Annotated in this window: 18 protein-coding genes; 5 read left to right on the top strand and 13 right to left on the bottom strand. The window is 33.1% G+C overall.

Features of this window, described 5'->3' with window-relative positions; genetic code table 11:
* Positions 1-166 precede the first annotated feature (166 nt).
* The 10 genes from HN014_RS21910 to HN014_RS21865 all read right to left on the bottom strand — a co-directional run bounded on the left by HN014_RS21910 (position 167) and on the right by HN014_RS21865 (position 8,640).
* Positions 167-637, bottom strand: a complete 471-nt coding sequence (locus HN014_RS21910; protein WP_176030965.1) for a hypothetical protein — start codon at positions 635-637, stop codon at positions 167-169.
* Positions 638-791: 154 nt separating this feature from the next.
* Positions 792-1,514 carry a hypothetical protein gene (locus tag HN014_RS21905; RefSeq protein WP_176030964.1) on the bottom strand — a complete coding sequence of 241 codons (723 nt, stop codon included), beginning with the start codon at positions 1,512-1,514 and terminating at the stop codon, positions 792-794.
* Between the two features lie 215 nt (positions 1,515-1,729).
* Complete coding sequence (locus tag HN014_RS21900; protein WP_176030963.1) at positions 1,730-2,389, bottom strand: hypothetical protein; 660 nt, start codon at positions 2,387-2,389, stop codon at positions 1,730-1,732.
* A 526-nt stretch (positions 2,390-2,915) separates the two neighbouring features.
* Positions 2,916-3,659, bottom strand: a complete 744-nt coding sequence (locus HN014_RS21895) for a hypothetical protein (protein ID WP_176030962.1) — start codon at positions 3,657-3,659, stop codon at positions 2,916-2,918.
* 182 nt (positions 3,660-3,841) lie between these two features.
* Positions 3,842-4,480: a DUF3885 domain-containing protein gene (locus HN014_RS21890; protein ID WP_176030961.1), complete on the bottom strand. Its 639-nt coding sequence runs from the start codon at positions 4,478-4,480 to the stop codon at positions 3,842-3,844.
* An 88-nt stretch (positions 4,481-4,568) separates the two neighbouring features.
* A complete protein-coding gene (locus tag HN014_RS21885) occupies positions 4,569-5,678 on the bottom strand; it encodes a hypothetical protein (RefSeq protein ID WP_176030960.1) in 1,110 nt (369 codons plus the stop codon).
* A 152-nt stretch (positions 5,679-5,830) separates the two neighbouring features.
* Positions 5,831-6,271: a hypothetical protein gene (locus tag HN014_RS21880; protein WP_176030959.1), complete on the bottom strand. Its 441-nt coding sequence runs from the start codon at positions 6,269-6,271 to the stop codon at positions 5,831-5,833.
* Positions 6,243-7,115, bottom strand: coding sequence for an endonuclease/exonuclease/phosphatase family protein (locus HN014_RS21875; protein ID WP_176030958.1), 873 nt, complete (start codon positions 7,113-7,115; stop codon positions 6,243-6,245). The genes HN014_RS21880 and HN014_RS21875 overlap by 29 nt, the downstream gene beginning before the upstream one ends.
* 153 nt (positions 7,116-7,268) lie before the next feature.
* Entirely contained in the window at positions 7,269-8,267 is a 999-nt protein-coding gene (locus HN014_RS21870; RefSeq protein ID WP_176030957.1) for a hypothetical protein, read from the bottom strand.
* A gap of 70 nt (positions 8,268-8,337) precedes the next feature.
* Entirely contained in the window at positions 8,338-8,640 is a 303-nt protein-coding gene (locus HN014_RS21865; protein WP_176030956.1) for a tyrosine-type recombinase/integrase, read from the bottom strand.
* Between the two features lie 358 nt (positions 8,641-8,998).
* On the opposite strand from HN014_RS21865, the gene HN014_RS21860 reads away from it, so the two are divergent.
* The 5 genes from HN014_RS21860 (at position 8,999) to HN014_RS21840 (ending at position 14,032) form a co-directional block, all read left to right on the top strand.
* Positions 8,999-10,003 (top strand): glycosyltransferase family 2 protein, encoded by a 1,005-nt coding sequence (locus tag HN014_RS21860; RefSeq protein ID WP_176030955.1) that lies wholly within the window; start codon positions 8,999-9,001, stop codon positions 10,001-10,003.
* A 98-nt stretch (positions 10,004-10,101) separates the two neighbouring features.
* Positions 10,102-11,067, top strand: coding sequence for a CdaR family protein (locus HN014_RS21855; RefSeq protein ID WP_176030954.1), 966 nt, complete (start codon positions 10,102-10,104; stop codon positions 11,065-11,067).
* Positions 11,068-11,074: 7 nt separating this feature from the next.
* On the top strand, positions 11,075-11,668 hold the full coding sequence (gene coaE / locus HN014_RS21850) for a dephospho-CoA kinase (protein ID WP_176030953.1): 594 nt from the start codon (positions 11,075-11,077) through the stop codon (positions 11,666-11,668).
* A gap of 69 nt (positions 11,669-11,737) precedes the next feature.
* Positions 11,738-13,306: a sensor histidine kinase KdpD gene (locus tag HN014_RS21845; RefSeq protein WP_176030952.1), complete on the top strand. Its 1,569-nt coding sequence runs from the start codon at positions 11,738-11,740 to the stop codon at positions 13,304-13,306.
* A gap of 3 nt (positions 13,307-13,309) precedes the next feature.
* A complete protein-coding gene (locus HN014_RS21840) occupies positions 13,310-14,032 on the top strand; it encodes a response regulator transcription factor (protein WP_176030951.1) in 723 nt (240 codons plus the stop codon).
* 86 nt (positions 14,033-14,118) lie between these two features.
* Here the strand turns inward: HN014_RS21840 and miaA are convergent, their stop codons facing one another.
* The 3 genes from miaA to HN014_RS21825 form a co-directional block, all read right to left on the bottom strand.
* The gene (miaA, locus tag HN014_RS21835) at positions 14,119-15,024 is read right to left on the bottom strand and encodes a tRNA (adenosine(37)-N6)-dimethylallyltransferase MiaA (protein ID WP_176030950.1); all 906 of its coding nucleotides are present in this window, start codon (positions 15,022-15,024) and stop codon (positions 14,119-14,121) included.
* The gene (locus HN014_RS21830; protein ID WP_176030949.1) at positions 15,017-15,847 is read right to left on the bottom strand and encodes an ion transporter; all 831 of its coding nucleotides are present in this window, start codon (positions 15,845-15,847) and stop codon (positions 15,017-15,019) included. Before HN014_RS21830 ends, miaA begins: the two co-directional genes overlap by 8 nt.
* A 115-nt stretch (positions 15,848-15,962) precedes the next feature.
* Positions 15,963-17,336, bottom strand: a complete 1,374-nt coding sequence (locus tag HN014_RS21825) for an exonuclease domain-containing protein (protein WP_176030948.1) — start codon at positions 17,334-17,336, stop codon at positions 15,963-15,965.
* Positions 17,337-17,352 lie beyond the last annotated feature (16 nt).

The raw sequence follows: 17,352 nt of genomic DNA, 5'->3' as shown, positions 1-17,352 counted from the left end.
AATATATGTGTCGTAGCAGGGCAAAATATTACCTTGCTTTTTGGTTTTTCTGCGCATTGGTTGCTAACTTTTACTTTTTGCAAGCATTGCGCCATCATAAATATACCACAACCATTTGATTGATCATTTTGCTGCTATGATCACATATATAGTGTTGTATACAGTTTTATTTTCTCCAGTGTGTTTTTCCGTCAACTTTTTTAAACTCCGATATTTCGTTCGAATAATAAATTCCATTGTCAAGTTCTTCGACTAGAATTTTTAATTCAACCTTTTCGTTGTTTTTCACAAGTTGATTCCGTTTAAATTTCTCAATCTTATTATATTCCTTTTGTGTTAAGAATATTTTAATGATTTTGGATTCTGTTTTTAAATTAATCCATGGCGATTTTAATAGATCATTTTTTTTAAGTAGATCGAAAATTCTAATCACTTCTAATTCATCTGGGGATATATTTTTACTTAATCGCAAGCTATCTAGAGATTTCTCAAATTTTGCAAATGTTTCATCATCAGTTTTATAGAAACTCCCTATATCAATTAGCTTAAAGTATAAATCACCTTGAACCTCTTGTCTCTTATTTGAACAAGAAGAGAAGATAGAGACTAATATCAACAAGAATAAGATTTTTTTCATAATTGTATACAACGGTCTAGGCTATGATTTCGTTGCGGAAAAATCCGCAGGATTCTTTCCGCCGTAACCGAAAGATAATAAATAAGCGTTGAATTCCGATAAGGAATTCAACCGCAATGAATTATAGCCATTGTTACCTTTAGTTATTTTTCGTTTATAGTCTATATTTTATCGGATTAGCAGCGCCTTTTTTCTTTGTGTGAGCCAACGATTTATTTATATATTTTTCTCTTATTTCAGGTTTCGCAATTGCTCCATTAAATCCCCAACGATTTTTTCTTTTATTATTCGGGGTTTCAATTTCGTACCATTCGTGAATTTCAAAAACTTCGATTACTATCCCACAATATTCAGAAAGTGCATATTTAGTTGTTTTCCTTTTTTGTTCTCCAACCACCCAAGCTTGTTTTGTTGATTCATAAATTTCATTACTTGAATTCCCTCTCACATATTTTTTGTTGATGTTTATTATAATTACTGGGTCTGTTAATTCAGTTAGTGGTTTTGCATTATGAATTCGAACAATTTCGTCAGCAGTCATAAGTCCTTTTCCGTTAGAGTGATGACCTAAAACTAAATTAGAGAATTCAAATCCAAATTTAATTCCAAAATCAATTATTGATGCTTCGATTTCAAATGCTTCTTTTTCAGTCAGTCCATGTCTAATAATTATATGTTCAACTTTATTCCCATTATCAATAATTTCTCTAATTGTGTCTAGTTTTAAACTAGAATGCTCATCTTTAATCGCACAATTTTGATGGTTAAACACTCTGTTTCCAATTCCTTTTCCGATATAAAAAGGTCGATTGTCATTCGGGTTTATTAATGCATAAACATAATAATCTAATTTTTCAATTGTTAGTTGGTCGAACATTCAGTAGTTTTTTTGGGGATAATTAAAGGTAACGGTGAGTATAAGAAACGTAGGGCAAGGTGATAAGCGATACGGTTCGGTTTGATAATAAGCCAAATATAATATTTTGCTTTTATCTTTTTTGTTGAAAATGCCAAATTTTATATTTGGCGACCTCGTAAAGAAACACGGACTTTTAAATTAAGCCTTAACCACCCTATGTTTTTTATACATTGTTAGCAATAGTTGTTTTCCAATGCTGGATGTCCATATGTTATCTCTTCCGTATTTAAATTGAAAGTATACCAATCAATTTTTTCTATTCTGTTTCCTCCAACGAAATTGAATAAATAGTCATTCATTCCAACATCAAGTGTAACGAATTCTATTGAATTATTGATTAGTTTTTTAATAATGAGTTTATCGTCAGATATTTTTTCATCATTATGTTTTTCGTTTAGTATTGGTCTGAATAATTTAATAAAAAAGCGTTCAACTAATTTTACTGATGTTTTACTATACAAATCTTTAATGTCATTAAAAATGTCAACAGGATTATTTTGAAATAAACTAATTCCGAAAAATGAAAATCGCATATGTAAAAAGAATACAACTAATTCATCTTTTGGATTTATTAATGTAGTTGCTTTCAATAATTTTTTATGAGGGCTAAATCTTTTTTTCTTATTAAAAGTCTCTCCCACATATAATACTTCGGGTTTAGATAATGATTTAAAAATTATTCCTTTTTTTTGAATACGACAAATCAAATAAACTCTCGAGGAAGAGATTATTTCATTGCTTTTTTCAGCCTGTTCCATTTTGTTTTCGTCAATTGCAATTGCATATGGAAGCATATAGGCATTATTTATTTTATAGCTAATTGTATCAGTCATTTTAAATAAAGTGTTTTAGGGAGTGGAGAGGGGGATTCGAACCCCCTTACTATTATCTTGATAAGTTAATGTCATTTAATCTGTCCTACAAGTCGAATTTGTGTATGGCTCCACACAATAGCACCCACTCCGACAATTACGCTTTTCAATATATTCATAGTTTTAAGTTTTAGTGTTTCATTAATAAATCGCTTTACAATGAAGCTAATCCAAAATTCTACGCTCGTAATCACATCATAAATTAAATCAACTTGTGTACACAAGCTTTTTTATATCTATTTATCTACTTTTTTGCCTTATCGACAAATTTGATTTCTAATTATTGCTAACGGTTTGTGTATGAAACGTAGCGCACAAAAGACACTAACTATTCGGATTAACACAGAGCCGAATTTTTATATTTTGTTTTTAATTTTCTCTTCTTTTAAAAGCCAAATCAAAAATTTGGCGGTCTTTGTAAAAATACACAAACCTTTAAGTTTAGCACTTATTAGCTATGTTTTATACACCGTGTTACCTGCAGATTTTATTTTCTAAATCTTTCCAAAATCTTATGTTGTAAATGGTTTATTATTCCCAAAACGTACTTCAAATGGTTTTCTGCATTGTTAATAGCAAATTGTCTTACTTCAGCGGATTGAAAATTTGGCATTTTTAAACTTTTATCCAGTTCAGGATTTTTAGCTCCGAGGCTAATAAATGTCAAATTATTTTCTCCTTTTAGAATGTTTTTTGGTGTAAAATGTGAAAACCCATCTCTAAATTTAAGTTTATAATCACTTAATTCTTTAGCTTCGTGGTCATTCAAAATTTTATACTTCTTACATCTTTGGATATTTCTCTCCATATTTTTTCCAGAATACTGTTTGTCCGCTTCGATGTATTTAGTTAAAATTTTTTCGTCACTATAGTCACAAAGTTCACCTACTTCATATTGAATTAGAGCCAATTTTAAAGCTCTTTCTAAGATAAGGTTCGTGTTTGTTATACTTGCAATATTAGCTCCAATAATTAAGCAATTAATTGATTCGAAAATATTAGATTCTAACTCTTTGAACATAAATAAATTGACTTCATAGAAATATTTCCTGAAACGATCATAATTGATATTCAGTCCTTTATCGAAAATTTCACGTAATTCGATTTTTTTTGATTCGTCAATAACTTTTAGTAATTCACTTTTTTCCTCAGAAATTATTGAGTCACTCTCATAGTTTTCAAGAAGATTGAAGTTCAAATCTTTATATTTCCAATTATTTGAGTTTTCCAATGTATTCGTGTTCAATTTGCAGGTAACGTTTAGTATATGGCAAGTAGGGCAGACGGGAGCAGAAAATGCTCTTAGCAGCACCAAGCCGAACGTTTATTTTTGTTTTTATCTTTTATTAAAAGCCAAATTAACGATTTGGCGAATATTATTTTAGCAATTTACATTCTTAAATAACGTGAGCCCTATTTGCTATATACAGTGTTAGAGATAGTTTTTTTAAATTTTTCATCTATTTCTTCTCTGTCATATTCCAATATCCAATCATTGAAGTTTTTGTATAATTCCTTTAGGCTTAGTAATTCTTTTGCGCCAACATCCATTCCTCTGTCATCATAGATATTAATAATTGTATTTGAGCCTTTGATTATAAAAAATAACTCTCCTTCAATTCGCGGTGATTGGCTAGGGAAGTCAACATTTATTATGGCCGGAATAAGTTCAAGTATTAGTGAGTCATTTGCTTTCACTTTTTTTATTATTCTTCTCCATTCAAGTTTTTCACCATCATCTTCGATGTATGGATAAACAGCCATAGATCCTTGAACTGAATTGAAAGTCTTTAATAGTAATGGGGATGGGGTTATTTCATTCCCATCTGTACATTCTTGATAGATGATGTATACATCTTCAGTGTTTTTGAGGGCAAAAGAAGTAATCGCTGTTGCTCTTCTGATAGCTTCAACAAAATACTTTGTATTTGATGTGGGGATATCTTCAGGGCCTAGTTCAAAGCGTATAGAATTAGTTAGCCTAAATACAGGTTTGGATATTGAGAACTTTGGAAAATTTTCTAATATGTATTTGTCAAGTTCCTCTTTCATTTTTTAATTATCTCTAACGGTTAGTATATGAAGCGTAGCCTGCCGATAGGTGGCTATGATTTCATATACATTGTTAGGCTTTCGTTTTTTATAAAATATTTTTTCCGAGCTGAGTAATCGAAACATTATCATTACTGATTTCTATACACTTTGCTCTTTTTAATTCTTCAATAGTTTCAAGCACTTCGGATTCTGTTAAAACCCCATTGTAATTAGATAGAATTTCATCTGTTTTAGCTGAACCTTCTTTAACAAAATTCACAAACCTCAAAAAAGAATCATCTCGATACGTGAATCCGTTTTTAAAATAAATATGATATTCATAATTGTCTTCAATCGCAGAAATTATTTGATTATATGAACCAATCAATCTTAAAAGTTTTTCGTGATGAGAATTGAATCGTTGCATTAAATCATATTCTTGATTTTTAAAAATCACTTTTTTTATTGCCGAAAATTTCAATTTCACTTCATCCATTTTCGGCATTTTATAGTTCAATAACTCTTTTCCAATAGAGTCTTCCAAGCTGTCAGAAATTGATTTCATCTTCTCATTATCAACTACAATAACTTGAACACCTTTAGATAAATTATCCGCTGTTTGATAGTCAATAAATTCTGATATCGGGAAACTCTCAAATTTTGAAGCGTATCCTAAATTTTTAAATTGAATTCCCTTAGATAAAAATAAGTTTACTCCGTCATAGTGTGGCTTTTTCTCTTTGATTCTTTCATTTTGTTCCCTTGTGAGATGACAATTATAACAAATGTCTTTTGGCAAGTATGGACTATCTGTTGGTATAATCAACTTATCACAGTCAGCACAATTAATTGCTTTGTCTTTCTCTATCCACCGAGGGCAGTCATCATCGGGATTAATTGGCGAAGGAAAGAAGAATTCTAATTTATATTTTTTAGATAGCTTCTTTCCAATTTCTTCAGCTAAAATTGCTTCGGGATAAGGTGGTACAGTTCCATTAAAAACTCTAATATCATCACCAAGTGATAAGTTCCCTAAATGATATGTCTCAACTTTTGAAGACTCCCAAAATCTTTTCTTGATTTTAACTACAACAAACATCATTAAAAACCAACCTTGAGTATCCCCGTCCCATTGAGCTTCAACAGCTATTGGAGTTCCTTTTATCCGTTCAATTTTGGCAACAGCATCGTCATATGTGAATTTTGTGTTCTGCATTGTCTTTAATGAAGCCTAACGGTCTCGGCTATGAGTAGTTGCGTGGTTTAGTACTTAACATGGCAAGTACACACCAAGCTGAAAATCCGCGAGGATTTTCAGAAGTAGGCGAGAACAAGCAATTACTTATAGCCATTGTTGTAGAGCGTTTTTTAAAATGGTAATTCGTCTATTTCATCACTTTGACTTGCTAATGAACTCAAGGCACTTACAACTTCTTTACTATTGAATATTTCAGTTAAAATTCTTTCTAAATCATCTATACTATCACCACTATATTTTTTGTCAGTCAAATTTGAATATACTGCAAAAGGATAAATTTTAAGCGTTGGATGAGCTAATCTTAACAACGTGAATGAATATCCTAGGCTGGGCGAAATAATTTTCATTGAATGAATAAACAACTCTCCATTAAAATCTTCTTTTGTTTGTCTATCAACCATTGAATGCGCTGATACGGAAGAGAGAGTTCCTTGTAGTTTTCTATTTGTGGCCTGAGTGAGATAACCTAGTTGCTCTGCCAAGAATTCTTTAGGTGTACTTTTATGGTCATCTTGCTTGATATTATTTGGCCATAAGCTCTTGTTGCTCATATTCTTCTTGTTTGATTAGTTTAACTTGAAATTTTATAGGTAAATGGTCCGAATAATTCTTGTCTATTCGTTTATAACCATTCACTTTTTTTAATAATGGTGTGTTATTGATTTTAGTGATTATTTTTAATTCATCTTCTTCAAAAAATGGTATCAATTCGGGTCTTATCATTACTTGGTCGAACAAATTCCAAAAATAATTTATTGGTTTATAAGAATTATAAAAATGTGTTCCTTGTACATCACCTTTAGATTCATCACCCAAAAAACTCCACATTGGGTTATAAAAATAATTATAAGACCTACCTTGATAATTTCTATCCATTGTTAAGGCAATTTCTTTATTACTTATATTATGAAGTCCAGTTGCATTTACTAAGCCATCTTCAAAAGGATTCATATTGAAGTCACCCAATATTATAGTGTTTCTTGTTTCAGATTTAAACTCCTGAAGTTCAATATCAGTTTTTAATTCTACACAAAGACCAAAATGGTCATTTGGATTTCCCCAATTTAATTTTGAAGGGAAATGTGTTATTGACAGTAACTTTTTTTGATATTTAGGTAGCAGAATTTCATAAATTCCATACCGTCCGTGTCCGCTTACTTCTTTTATCTCGATTTCTTGAAAACTAGAAAATATTTTAGGTCTATTGAAAATTCTAGTTTTAAATTTCCTAAAATCGGGATTAATATTTTTTAAAGAATTAAGTAAGAAATCATCGTCAGCAGTATTCTCGATAAGTACAATAAAATTAATATTATGTGAAATTACCATATTCTTAATTTCATCAATTAAGGGCTTTTGGTATGTATTCCAATATAATATATTTAATTCACTCATTCTTTTTTCTAAATGCTCTACAACGGGTTAGTGTATGATTTCGTTGCGTGATTAAGCACTAAAGTTAGCAAATAATCACAGATAGAAAATTCCAGCGGAATTTTCGTAAGTAAGCCTTTACTAGCAATGAATTATACACATTGTTAGCTCTAGTTATTTTATTTTTCTTTGTAAATCTGTTAATAAATGTTTGTCATTCGCCATAGACCAAGCGATTCTTTGGTCTTCTAAAGTAACTTCGTAATCTTTTAAATATCCTTTTCCGTAAATTCCAATTCCATTATCTATTTGCTCGTCTTCTATGGATTTTAAAATTTCCCTGATTTTTTCTGAAAGCAATAAATATTTTACTGCTGTTTCAGCAATGTCGATTGTTTTTATGTAACTAATTATATAACGATGAATTACTCTATTTCTCATATCATAAAGTAAATTCAATTCGTCAAATAATTCCTGTGTTATAATGTTTAGTGATTTAGCTTCTTTGTAAATATTTCTTTCCATTATTCCTCTTTCATTTTCTCCTTGAAAAAGATATTTTACCTCGATATTGTTGGTTTCTTGTTCCAATTGTTTTTTAAGAACAATAGAAATTCTCAAATAAGCATCAATTTGATTTGAAACTATTGCAATAATTTCTATGTGGGATTTAGACTCCAGAGCTCTTTCTCTTAAATCATAAGAACTAGCTAATGAACCATTAAAATTGTCATATTTATCCAAAGCAATCGCATAATCTCTTTCATCAGTAGGTACTACTCTAAAACTATCGAGAACCTTTTTTGACTTCTTAATTAATTTTTTCACTTTGGAAAGTTTTCTGTCTTTAGCAGAATAGATACATTTAGCCATACAGAATTGGTCGCCAACTTGAGCGTGCCATAAATACATATCGAATTCTTTGTCATCCATTCTTGATTCGAACCACTCAACTTTTGAATCACTTTTTTGAACAGGGAAATTTGGATTAATTCCTCGTTCGGATAAAGAATAGCAACTTAATTGAAAACATCCAGCAGAATTTTCATATTGTTCAAAACTATATGGCGATTTTTCCTCAATATCTTCGAATACTGCATTTCTGTATTGCCAGTTTGCAGGAATATTGATAATGAAAATTCCATTTGGTTCAGTCCAATGTTTTTCTGTCATATTTGGTTTTCGGTAATTAGAGCTAACAATTGGATATGTGTACCGGTACACATATTTCCATTATATTTTTCTACAAATCTAGCGGATTTCTAATTGATTTAAAATTATTTAGGGCAACTTGTGTGTATACTTCTGTTGTTTTTGTACTACTATGCCCTAGTAAAGTTTGGATGTATCTAATATCTGTTCCGTCTTCTAAAAGGTGAGTGGCAAAAGAATGCCTTAACATTTTCGGGGTTATTTTTCGTAAGATACTGGACTTTGCACTAGCCCTTCTAACAATTTTTGCCACCTGAGGCTCTTTCAAATTGATTAGGTAACAAGATGATATGAAGCGCTCGATTATGATGGTTTTAGAGGCTTTTTTATCCAATTATACTCCCTGAAAACAAGCGCAAAATTCTTCAGAAAACAATCTTTATATCGCAAAGAATGTTCCAAATTATAAATGTCGGGATGTAAATATTTGTTAAATAGTGTTTTATAGCTATTGAGGAGGGGTGCGCCGCGGGAGTTTAGGTGTGGATGTGCTGTGATGAAATTCTAAAATGCGATAGCGTAGCATCGTAGCCCAACTATGGTTGAATTCCTCATGTTTAGCAAATTGAAAAAAGTTTAAACCACTTCTATAAGAAGAGTTCATTTTCGAAACATAGTTTTGAGATGTATTTCTGTTTAAAATAAAGAGAACGGTTTTATTCAAAGAATCATTCTTTGATTACCTTTGCTGTATGAAGCCAGACTTTTCATTTATTATACCTGTTTATAACAGGCCCGAAGAGATTAAAGAATTATTAGCGAGTATGAAAGCTATGGAGTATGATCAGCCATATGAAATAGTAATTGTAGAAGATGGTTCCACTGATACTGCAGCCGCAGAGGTAGAAAAATATAAAGATCAATTATCGATCAGTTATTATCAAAAGGAAAATACGGGACCGGGAGATTCCAGGAACTATGGGATGCGTGTGGCAAAAGGGAATTACTTTATAATTTTGGATAGTGATGTAATTTTACCGGCGGATTACCTAAGCGAAGTCGCTTCTTTTTTAGCGAAGAAGTTTGTTCATTGTTTTGGAGGTCCCGATGATGCACATTCGAGTTTCTCGGACCTGCAAAAAGCAATTAGCTTCAGTATGACTTCATATATGACAACTGGAGGAATTAGAGGAAGAAAAAATACGATGGGTAAATTTCAGCCGAGAAGTTTTAATATGGGCTTATCCAGAGAGGCTTTTGAAAAATCATCCGGATTCGGAAATATTCATCCCGGAGAAGATCCGGATTTGACTATCCGTTTGTGGGAGCTGGGATATGAAACAGCTTTGATTCCAACGGCAAAAGTTTTTCATAAACGAAGAATCTCCTGGGAAAAATTTAAAATACAGGTTCATAAGTTTGGGTTGGTGCGGCCTATTTTGAATAAATGGCATCCGCAAACAGCAAAAATAACCTATTGGTTTCCAAGCTTGTTTATCGCATTTGCAATACTGTCGATAGTCGCTGCATGTTTTGGGTACTGGTATTTTGCAGCCTTCCTGGCAGGGTATTTTTTACTGATTTTTATAGGAGCACTGCGATCTTATAAAAGTGTATCGATAGCAATCAAAGCTGTAATAGCTGTTTTGATACAGTTTTATGGGTATGGAAAAGGTTTTTTAACCGCTTATTACTATATTCATGTATTAGGTAAAAAACCAGAAGAGAAGTTTCGGAAATTATTTTTTCGGCAGTAGGTAAAAAAATAGTTTAGCACGGGTGTTGATAAACCAGGGCAGGAACTCGGTGGGATGTCAGATTTTTAACGTCTCTTTTAAAACGATACTAATTATAGATGAAAGAACAAAGCAGTATACGTCATAGGTTTTCTTTTAAACGGAACAATGTAAAAACATTTCTGTTTTTTCTCACATTTACATCCATGCTATGGTTGTTTATTCAGTTTTCTAAAAACTATACAAGAGAGGTGGAGGTACCAATCCGATATGTGAATATCCCCAACGGAAAAATACTCAATACGACTAGTGACCTGAGCCTGAAGATTATTCTCAATGGAAACGGGTTTCGTCTGATGAGTAATAATTGGAAGAAAAATGCCTTGACTTTTGATGTAGAAGATGCTGTAACTGCTTCCGGTAGAGGGTATTCCTTTTTTATTGATAAGCAGGCATTATTACTTAAGAATAACCTGGATTTTAAAGGGCGGGTGTTATCTGTTCAGAAAGATACAATCCGGTTGAAGCTGGATGAGAATTTAGAAAAAAAGATACCTGTAACAATCAATGGAAATGTGACTTTTACAGCAGGTTACGGAAGTGCAGAAGGAGTAATTCCAAGCCCCGATTCAGTAATTGTCTCCGGAGCAAAAAGGATTGTGGATACGATTGCATCCATACAAACAGAAGAATTTCTGATAGAAGGGGTTCATAAAAACTACAGTACAAAAGTAGCTTTGGATCGAAGTGATTTTCCTTTGGGAGTTACTGTGAGTCCCTTAGAAATTACCGCTTCTATAGACGTAAGTAAATTTACGGAAGGAAGTCAGGAGATCCCGGTGACACTTATTAATGTACCTGACAATCATGAGGTAAAGGTATTTCCAAAAGAAGTCAAGGTAGTGTATAGGGTTGGGCTGGATACATATAATACAATAGCGCCCTCTGATTTTAAAATTATCGCGGATTATCAAAAGGTAGCAGAAGGGAGTTCTTTTTTGATTCTGGAGATTAAGGAATATCCGGTTACGGTTCACGATGTGAGGCTGGGAGAAAAACAGGTGCAATTTGTAATCTTAAAATAGAAAGAAGATGAAAGTAGTAGGACTTACCGGAGGAATTGGAAGTGGCAAATCGACAATTGCTAATATGTTTCAGGATATGGGGATTGCTGTTTATATCGCAGATAAAGAGGCAAAACAGTTGATGAATACAGATGAAACCCTACAAGCTGCTATTGTAGACTTATTAGGAGAAAAAGCATATCAGGACGGCGCATTGAATCGAGCGTATATAGCGAATAAAGTTTTTCGGGATAAAGCCTTGTTAGAAGCATTAAATAGTATCGTGCATCCTGCAGTAGCGAAAGATTTTAACAATTGGAAGAATAAACAAAAGGGGCAATACGTTATAAAAGAAGCAGCTATTCTATTTGAGAATGGAGGATATAAAAAATGTGATTATACGATCCTGGTTGTCGTGTCAGAAGAAGAACGTATCAGGCGGGTGATGCAACGAGATAATACAACAGAAGAACAGGTAAAAGATCGAATGAAAAACCAATGGACAGATGACCAAAAAGTCCCGTTTGCCGACTTTGTAATACGAAATAATAATCTGAAAAATACACACGATCAGGTTCAGAAAATCCACAATAAAATTATTCTCTTATCGTCTTGTGAATAAGTCATAGTATACTGTTAACATTTGGTTAAACCATAAAGTGGCTAAATGTTAAAGTCTTATTTTTGGGGCATGAATAAAAGACTATTCGTCCTGCTAATAATTTTGATGAGCTTGTCACTGATTGGTATCATTTTTGTGCAGGGATATTGGATTAATAATACGGTAGAAAATAATGAGGAACAGTTTTCGTTAAATGCAAAACATATTCTTATATCCGTATCAAAAGATATTCAGTATAGAGAGTTTGAAGAGATATTTTTTCCGTTGCAGCAAATTATAGATACAATTGATGCTCCGGATAATAAAACGATTCGACAATTGCTTGATATAAGCATTGATAGTACCAGAAAAGGATTGTCATATGCAAATGGTAGTTTAGAAGAAGATTATAAGCTGTTTTCTTCTTTTATAGCCTTCAATATCGATACGGTAAAGTTGAAAAAAGTAATATTGAATCGAAAGACAGATACGATAGGAGGAGAAAATGGAGCGCGTATCACAAAAAACAGAAAGATTTCTAAATTAGAAAGAATTCAAAGATTGACAGATCTTCAGCGAAGAGATTATGAAGAGGCTATAGGAGAAATCGCAAGTTATTTTCCGATACACAGGAGAGTAAAAAAAGAAGAGATAGAAAGATTAATAAATAAAGAGTTAGAAAAACGAGATATAAAAGTGGATTTTGAATATGCTATATATAGTAATGCACTAGCGACAAGAGTCCATTCTGATGATTTTAGCCTGGAATACCCAACTACTTATTCAGTACCACTTTTTATTAATGAACAAGGATTTAGTAAATATCAGTTGTATGTTAATTTTACAGGAAAGAAAAAATATGTGTTATCCTCGATAAAAGGGATGACAATTCTTTCTATCATGTTTACATTAATTATTGTTATTGCTTATTCCAGTGCATTATCTCAATTAATTATGCAGCGTCAGATATCGGAGATAAAAACAGATTTTATCAATAATATGACGCATGAATTAAAAACACCAATAGCAACTATAAACCTGGCGCTAGATGCCATTAAAAACCCGAAAATAGGTGGAGATAGCGAAAAAACACAACGATACCTGACGATGATACGAGAGGAAAATAAAAGAATGCATGCTCAGGTAGAAAATGTTTTACGGATTTCTCAACTGGAGAAAAATCAATTAAATATTAAAAAAGAAAGACTAAAGCTACACGATATTATAGAAGATGCAATAACCCATGTATCTCTTATAGTAGAAGATAAGTCCGGATATATTAAAACCCATTTGGGCGCATTTAAATCAGCGATATTAGCCAATGATAGTCATATGATTAATGTCGTAGTTAATATACTGGACAACGCTATAAAATATTCTGAAGACTCACCAAAAATAGATATCTATACAGAGAATGTTAAGGATAGCATTCTTCTGAAAATTAGAGATCAGGGAAAAGGGATGAGTAAAGTAGTACAAAAGAAAATATTTGAAAAATTCTTTAGAGAACACACAGGGGATCTTCACAATGTAAAAGGGCATGGCTTAGGACTTACTTATGTAAAAAGAATCATAGATGACCATCACGGTCAAATTTGGGTAGAGAGCGAAAGGGGAAAAGGCTCTACCTTCATAATTAAATTACCATTAATATCATAAAATATGGAAACAGAAAACAAAAAGATTTTGCTTGTTGAAGATGATCCGAATTTTGGAACTGTGTTAAAAGACTATCTTGTAATGAATGATTACCAAGTAGTCCATGCCAAGAATGGAATGGAAGGTTTTGAAAAGTTCAAAAAGGATGATTACGACATGTGTATTCTTGACGTAATGATGCCATACAAAGACGGATTTACATTAGCAAAAGAAATCAGAGATAAAAATGAAGAGATTCCTATTATCTTCCTAACTGCCAAGGCAATGAAAGAGGATGTGCTTAAAGGATACAAGATAGGAGCGGATGATTATCTTAATAAACCATTCGATAGTGAAGTGCTGTTAATGAAAATTCAGGCGATTATGCAGCGAAAAACTACTGAATCGGTAGTTGACAGTAAGCAGTTTGAGTTTATGATCGGAAGTTTCCATCTGAATTCTAAGTTGAGATTTCTTACCTATAAGGATGAAGAATCTATAAAATTGTCTCCAAAAGAAAACGAATTATTGCGTTTATTGGCGTTGCACTTAAATGACTTAATGCCTAGAGAATTAGCATTGACAAAAATATGGAGAGATGATAACTATTTTACCTCTCGTAGTATGGATGTGTATATCGCTAAACTTAGAAAATATTTAAAACAAGACGAAACGGTAGAAATTCTCAATATCCACGGAGAAGGATTTCGACTGGTAGTTCGAAAAGAAGGGGAAGAAGAAGACTAGAAAATGTTTTTTTTAACCAAACAAACCAATACTTTATTAAAGCAATATAAAAGGCTGTAGATGTCAGTGCATTTACAGCCTTTTTTTTATGAGAGAAACGTATCAATTTTCTGTATGATTTTCTTTGTGTCTTCCTGGTAGTCAAACCAGTGAATTTTTGGGTCTTTTCGGAACCAGGTTAGCTGTCGCTTAGCAAAGCGTCTTGTGTTCTTTTTTATTTCGGCAATAGCTGTTTCCAGAGACCATTCCTTATCCAGGTACTTGAATAACTCTTTATAACCAACAGTATTCAGGGCATTTAATGCTTTGAATTCATATAAAGCGGTTACTTCTTTTAGTAAGCCTTCCTCCATCATATGATCTACTCTGGTATTGATACGATCATAAATAATCTGACGATCGGCAGTAATCCCTATTTTTATAATATTAAAAGGACGGCTTTTTCCAGCGGTACTTAGAAAAGAAGAGTAGGGGGTACCGGTACCAATACAGATCTCTAGTGCCCGAATCAATCGATGCGGATTTTGAATATCCATTTTGTTGTACTGTACAGGGTCTAATGTTTGTAACTGTTCCTGAAGTGCCGTGATTCCCTTTTTTTCAAAAATGTCATTTAAAGTAATCCGGATGGCAGGATCTATTTCGGGGAAATCATCAAGCCCATCAGTTACTGCCCGGACATATAAACCGGATCCTCCAATTAGAATAGCGATATCTTTTTTGGCAAATAAGGAGGTTAAGATGCTGAGTGCTTCTTTTTCATAATCTCCTACAGAATAAGCATCCTGTATGCTGATATGTTGTATGCAGTGATGAGGTGCCATACTCAGCTCTTCTGTCGTAGGGGCTGCAGTTCCGATCTGCATTTCTTTAAAAAATTGCCGGCTATCCGCAGACAAAATTTCGCAATCAAAATGACGTGCCAGTTGAATACTTAGATTCGTTTTTCCAATGGCAGTAGGGCCAACAATAACAATAAGATGTTTATTCATTATAGAGTGATTCTCCGCAATTGTGACAAAATTTAGCCCCGTCCTGGTGGTTATTTTCATTACAATTATGACAAGATTGGGTGTTTAAGTGAACTTTTTTTGAGTGCTGAGAGTATTCTGCACTGACAATTCCTGTCGGAACAGCAATGATACCATATCCCAATATCATAATCAAAGCAGCTATAAACTGCCCGGCCGGGGTTACAGGAGCAATATCTCCGTATCCGACAGTAGTCATTGTTACAATGCACCAATAAACACTCACAGGGATATTTTTAAAGCCGCTTTCTTCTCCTTCTACCAGATAAACAATAGTTCCCAGAATAATACATAGCACAATAACGGCAAACAGGAATACAGAAATTTTTGCCCTGCTGTTTTTTATCGCGGTACTTAGTTTATTTGCCTCTCCAATGTATCTCGATATTTTTAATATTCGAAATACCCTTAATAACCGAAGTGCACGTACGGTAAGCAGTGCGTGGTATCCGGTAAAGAAAAAAGATAAGTATAACGGAATCGTAGATAGAAAATCAATGATCCCATAAAAACTAAAAATATAGTTAGAAGGCTTTTTTATCGAAACAATCCGGGCAATGTATTCTAGTGAGAAAAAAATAGTGATAATCCATTCTGCATAATATAGCAAATCATAAGTCGATTGCGGGAGTCCTTTGACACTCTCCAGCATCACGAAAATGATACTAAGTACGATTAATATCAGAAGAATGATATCGAAAAACTTACCAGCCGGCGTATCTGCTTCATAAATAATTTCATGAAGTTTATTTTTCCAATGAGTTTCTGCTTTGTTTGAGTTCAAATTAGTTGGTTTTGGTCTAAAAATACTAAAAAAAGTACGTATGCCCCAGAATGATTAAAGTATCATTTTTATTTTGATAAGGAATGATAGAGACATTTTTTTCAGAAACCATTATCTACTCATTACTGGTAGGTTTAATAATTTTTAACTTTTTGTTTTTTCTAATGTAACTTTGAATGATATGCTGGGCATCTCTGTTATGACTCATAGGTGTTATAATAGAGCGTAAAATCTCGATATTGTTTATCTGATAATTAAGGGTAAAGTACCCGAACCCCTGCAATATTCCATTTTCTATTAATACGACTCCGCGTTCGTCAACCTCTCTTCCCCGGTCGATCAAAACCATGGTTTCGTTTTTGAAAGAATGGTGATGTATTAATTCCATCACCCGTTCGTTATACTCGGCAGGAGATTCTTCTGATATACAAGCTCCATAGCATTGCTTAATAGTGTAGTTAAAACAATTTTTTTTGCCAGTATCTAATCCCATTAATTTTTGGCAGAGCTGATATTCCTCTGACCACTTAAACATAAAAGATTTGGCCTGCTGCCTGTTAGTGAATATAGTGATAGGTTTTTTTCTGAGGTCAATTCTTGCCGTTTTGAGATTGATATATCCTTTTTCGTCTGTAAATTGATAAAGAGCCTGATCAAAACGTGTTCTTCTCAGGGCCCGATTAAACTTAGGCTTGTGTAATTTGATTTCTTCATTCTCCTTTAATAAGGCGAGTAACTCACTTCCTGTAATCTCAAAAGTCACATGGGTAACTTCTTCCTGTATCCGTTTCGATTTCCGGTTATCACTGGTAAAATGCTGGTTGAGCCTTTTTTTGATATTCCTGCTTTTTCCGATATAGATAATCTTGCCTTCGGCATCGTGCATATAATATACTCCGGTCTCCGAAGGGACACTGTCAATAAGCTTTAGTAGCTTATCGTCAATTTGTCTTTTGGGTTTAAAACGAACCGTATTAGTGACAATCTTTTTTTCTACATCCTTGGCAAGAAGAAGTTTGAAAAGTTTTACAGTGGCTAAAGCATCTCCATTCGCCCGGTGCCTATCGGTCATGGGGATTCCCAGGCTTCGAACTAGTTTTCCGAGGCTATAGGATGGTTGATCCGGGATTAGTTTTCGGGAGAGTTCTACAGTACAAAGAGATTCTCTTTCGAATTCAAATCCCAGTCGTGAGAATTCTGTTTTCAGAATACGATAATCAAAACTCGCATTGTGAGCCACAATAATCGCATCTGTTGTGATTTCTACAATTCGCTTGGCAACTTCATAAAATTTGGGGGCATTTCTAAGCATTTCGTTATTAATCCCGGTCAGGTTGGATACGAAAGGCTGTATCGGACGCTCCGGGTTAATTAAACTTATAAATTGATCCACTATTTCATGACCGTCAAATTTATAGATAGCAATTTCAGTAATACCTTCTTCATTGTATTTTCCTCCTGTTGTTTCTATATCTAAAATTGCATACATATTGTATCGTTCCTAC

It is taken from the genome of Aquimarina sp. TRL1 (assembly GCF_013365535.1).
Taxonomy (GTDB): domain Bacteria; phylum Bacteroidota; class Bacteroidia; order Flavobacteriales; family Flavobacteriaceae; genus Aquimarina; species Aquimarina hainanensis.
Note: the sequence above shows the minus strand (reverse complement) of the source record. Positions and strands in the feature narration are given on the sequence as shown.

Bases quoted from the DNA above. Each gene is read 5' to 3' on its own strand.
- HN014_RS21910 (WP_176030965.1), bottom strand. From the start codon at position 637: ATGAAAAAAATCTTATTCTTGTTGATATTAGTCTCTATCTTCTCTTCT.
- HN014_RS21905 (WP_176030964.1), bottom strand. From the start codon at position 1,514: ATGTTCGACCAACTAACAATTGAAAAATTAGATTATTATGTTTATGCA.
- HN014_RS21900 (WP_176030963.1), bottom strand. From the start codon at position 2,389: ATGACTGATACAATTAGCTATAAAATAAATAATGCCTATATGCTTCCA.
- HN014_RS21890 (WP_176030961.1), bottom strand. From the start codon at position 4,480: ATGAAAGAGGAACTTGACAAATACATATTAGAAAATTTTCCAAAGTTC.
- HN014_RS21885 (WP_176030960.1), bottom strand. From the start codon at position 5,678: ATGCAGAACACAAAATTCACATATGACGATGCTGTTGCCAAAATTGAA.
- HN014_RS21880 (WP_176030959.1), bottom strand. From the start codon at position 6,271: ATGAGCAACAAGAGCTTATGGCCAAATAATATCAAGCAAGATGACCAT.
- HN014_RS21875 (WP_176030958.1), bottom strand. From the start codon at position 7,115: ATGAGTGAATTAAATATATTATATTGGAATACATACCAAAAGCCCTTA.
- HN014_RS21870 (WP_176030957.1), bottom strand. From the start codon at position 8,267: ATGACAGAAAAACATTGGACTGAACCAAATGGAATTTTCATTATCAAT.
- HN014_RS21860 (WP_176030955.1), top strand. From the start codon at position 8,999: ATGAAGCCAGACTTTTCATTTATTATACCTGTTTATAACAGGCCCGAA.
- HN014_RS21855 (WP_176030954.1), top strand. From the start codon at position 10,102: ATGAAAGAACAAAGCAGTATACGTCATAGGTTTTCTTTTAAACGGAAC.
- coaE (WP_176030953.1), top strand. From the start codon at position 11,075: ATGAAAGTAGTAGGACTTACCGGAGGAATTGGAAGTGGCAAATCGACA.
- HN014_RS21845 (WP_176030952.1), top strand. From the start codon at position 11,738: ATGAATAAAAGACTATTCGTCCTGCTAATAATTTTGATGAGCTTGTCA.
- HN014_RS21840 (WP_176030951.1), top strand. From the start codon at position 13,310: ATGGAAACAGAAAACAAAAAGATTTTGCTTGTTGAAGATGATCCGAAT.
- miaA (WP_176030950.1), bottom strand. From the start codon at position 15,024: ATGAATAAACATCTTATTGTTATTGTTGGCCCTACTGCCATTGGAAAA.
- HN014_RS21825 (WP_176030948.1), bottom strand. From the start codon at position 17,336: ATGTATGCAATTTTAGATATAGAAACAACAGGAGGAAAATACAATGAA.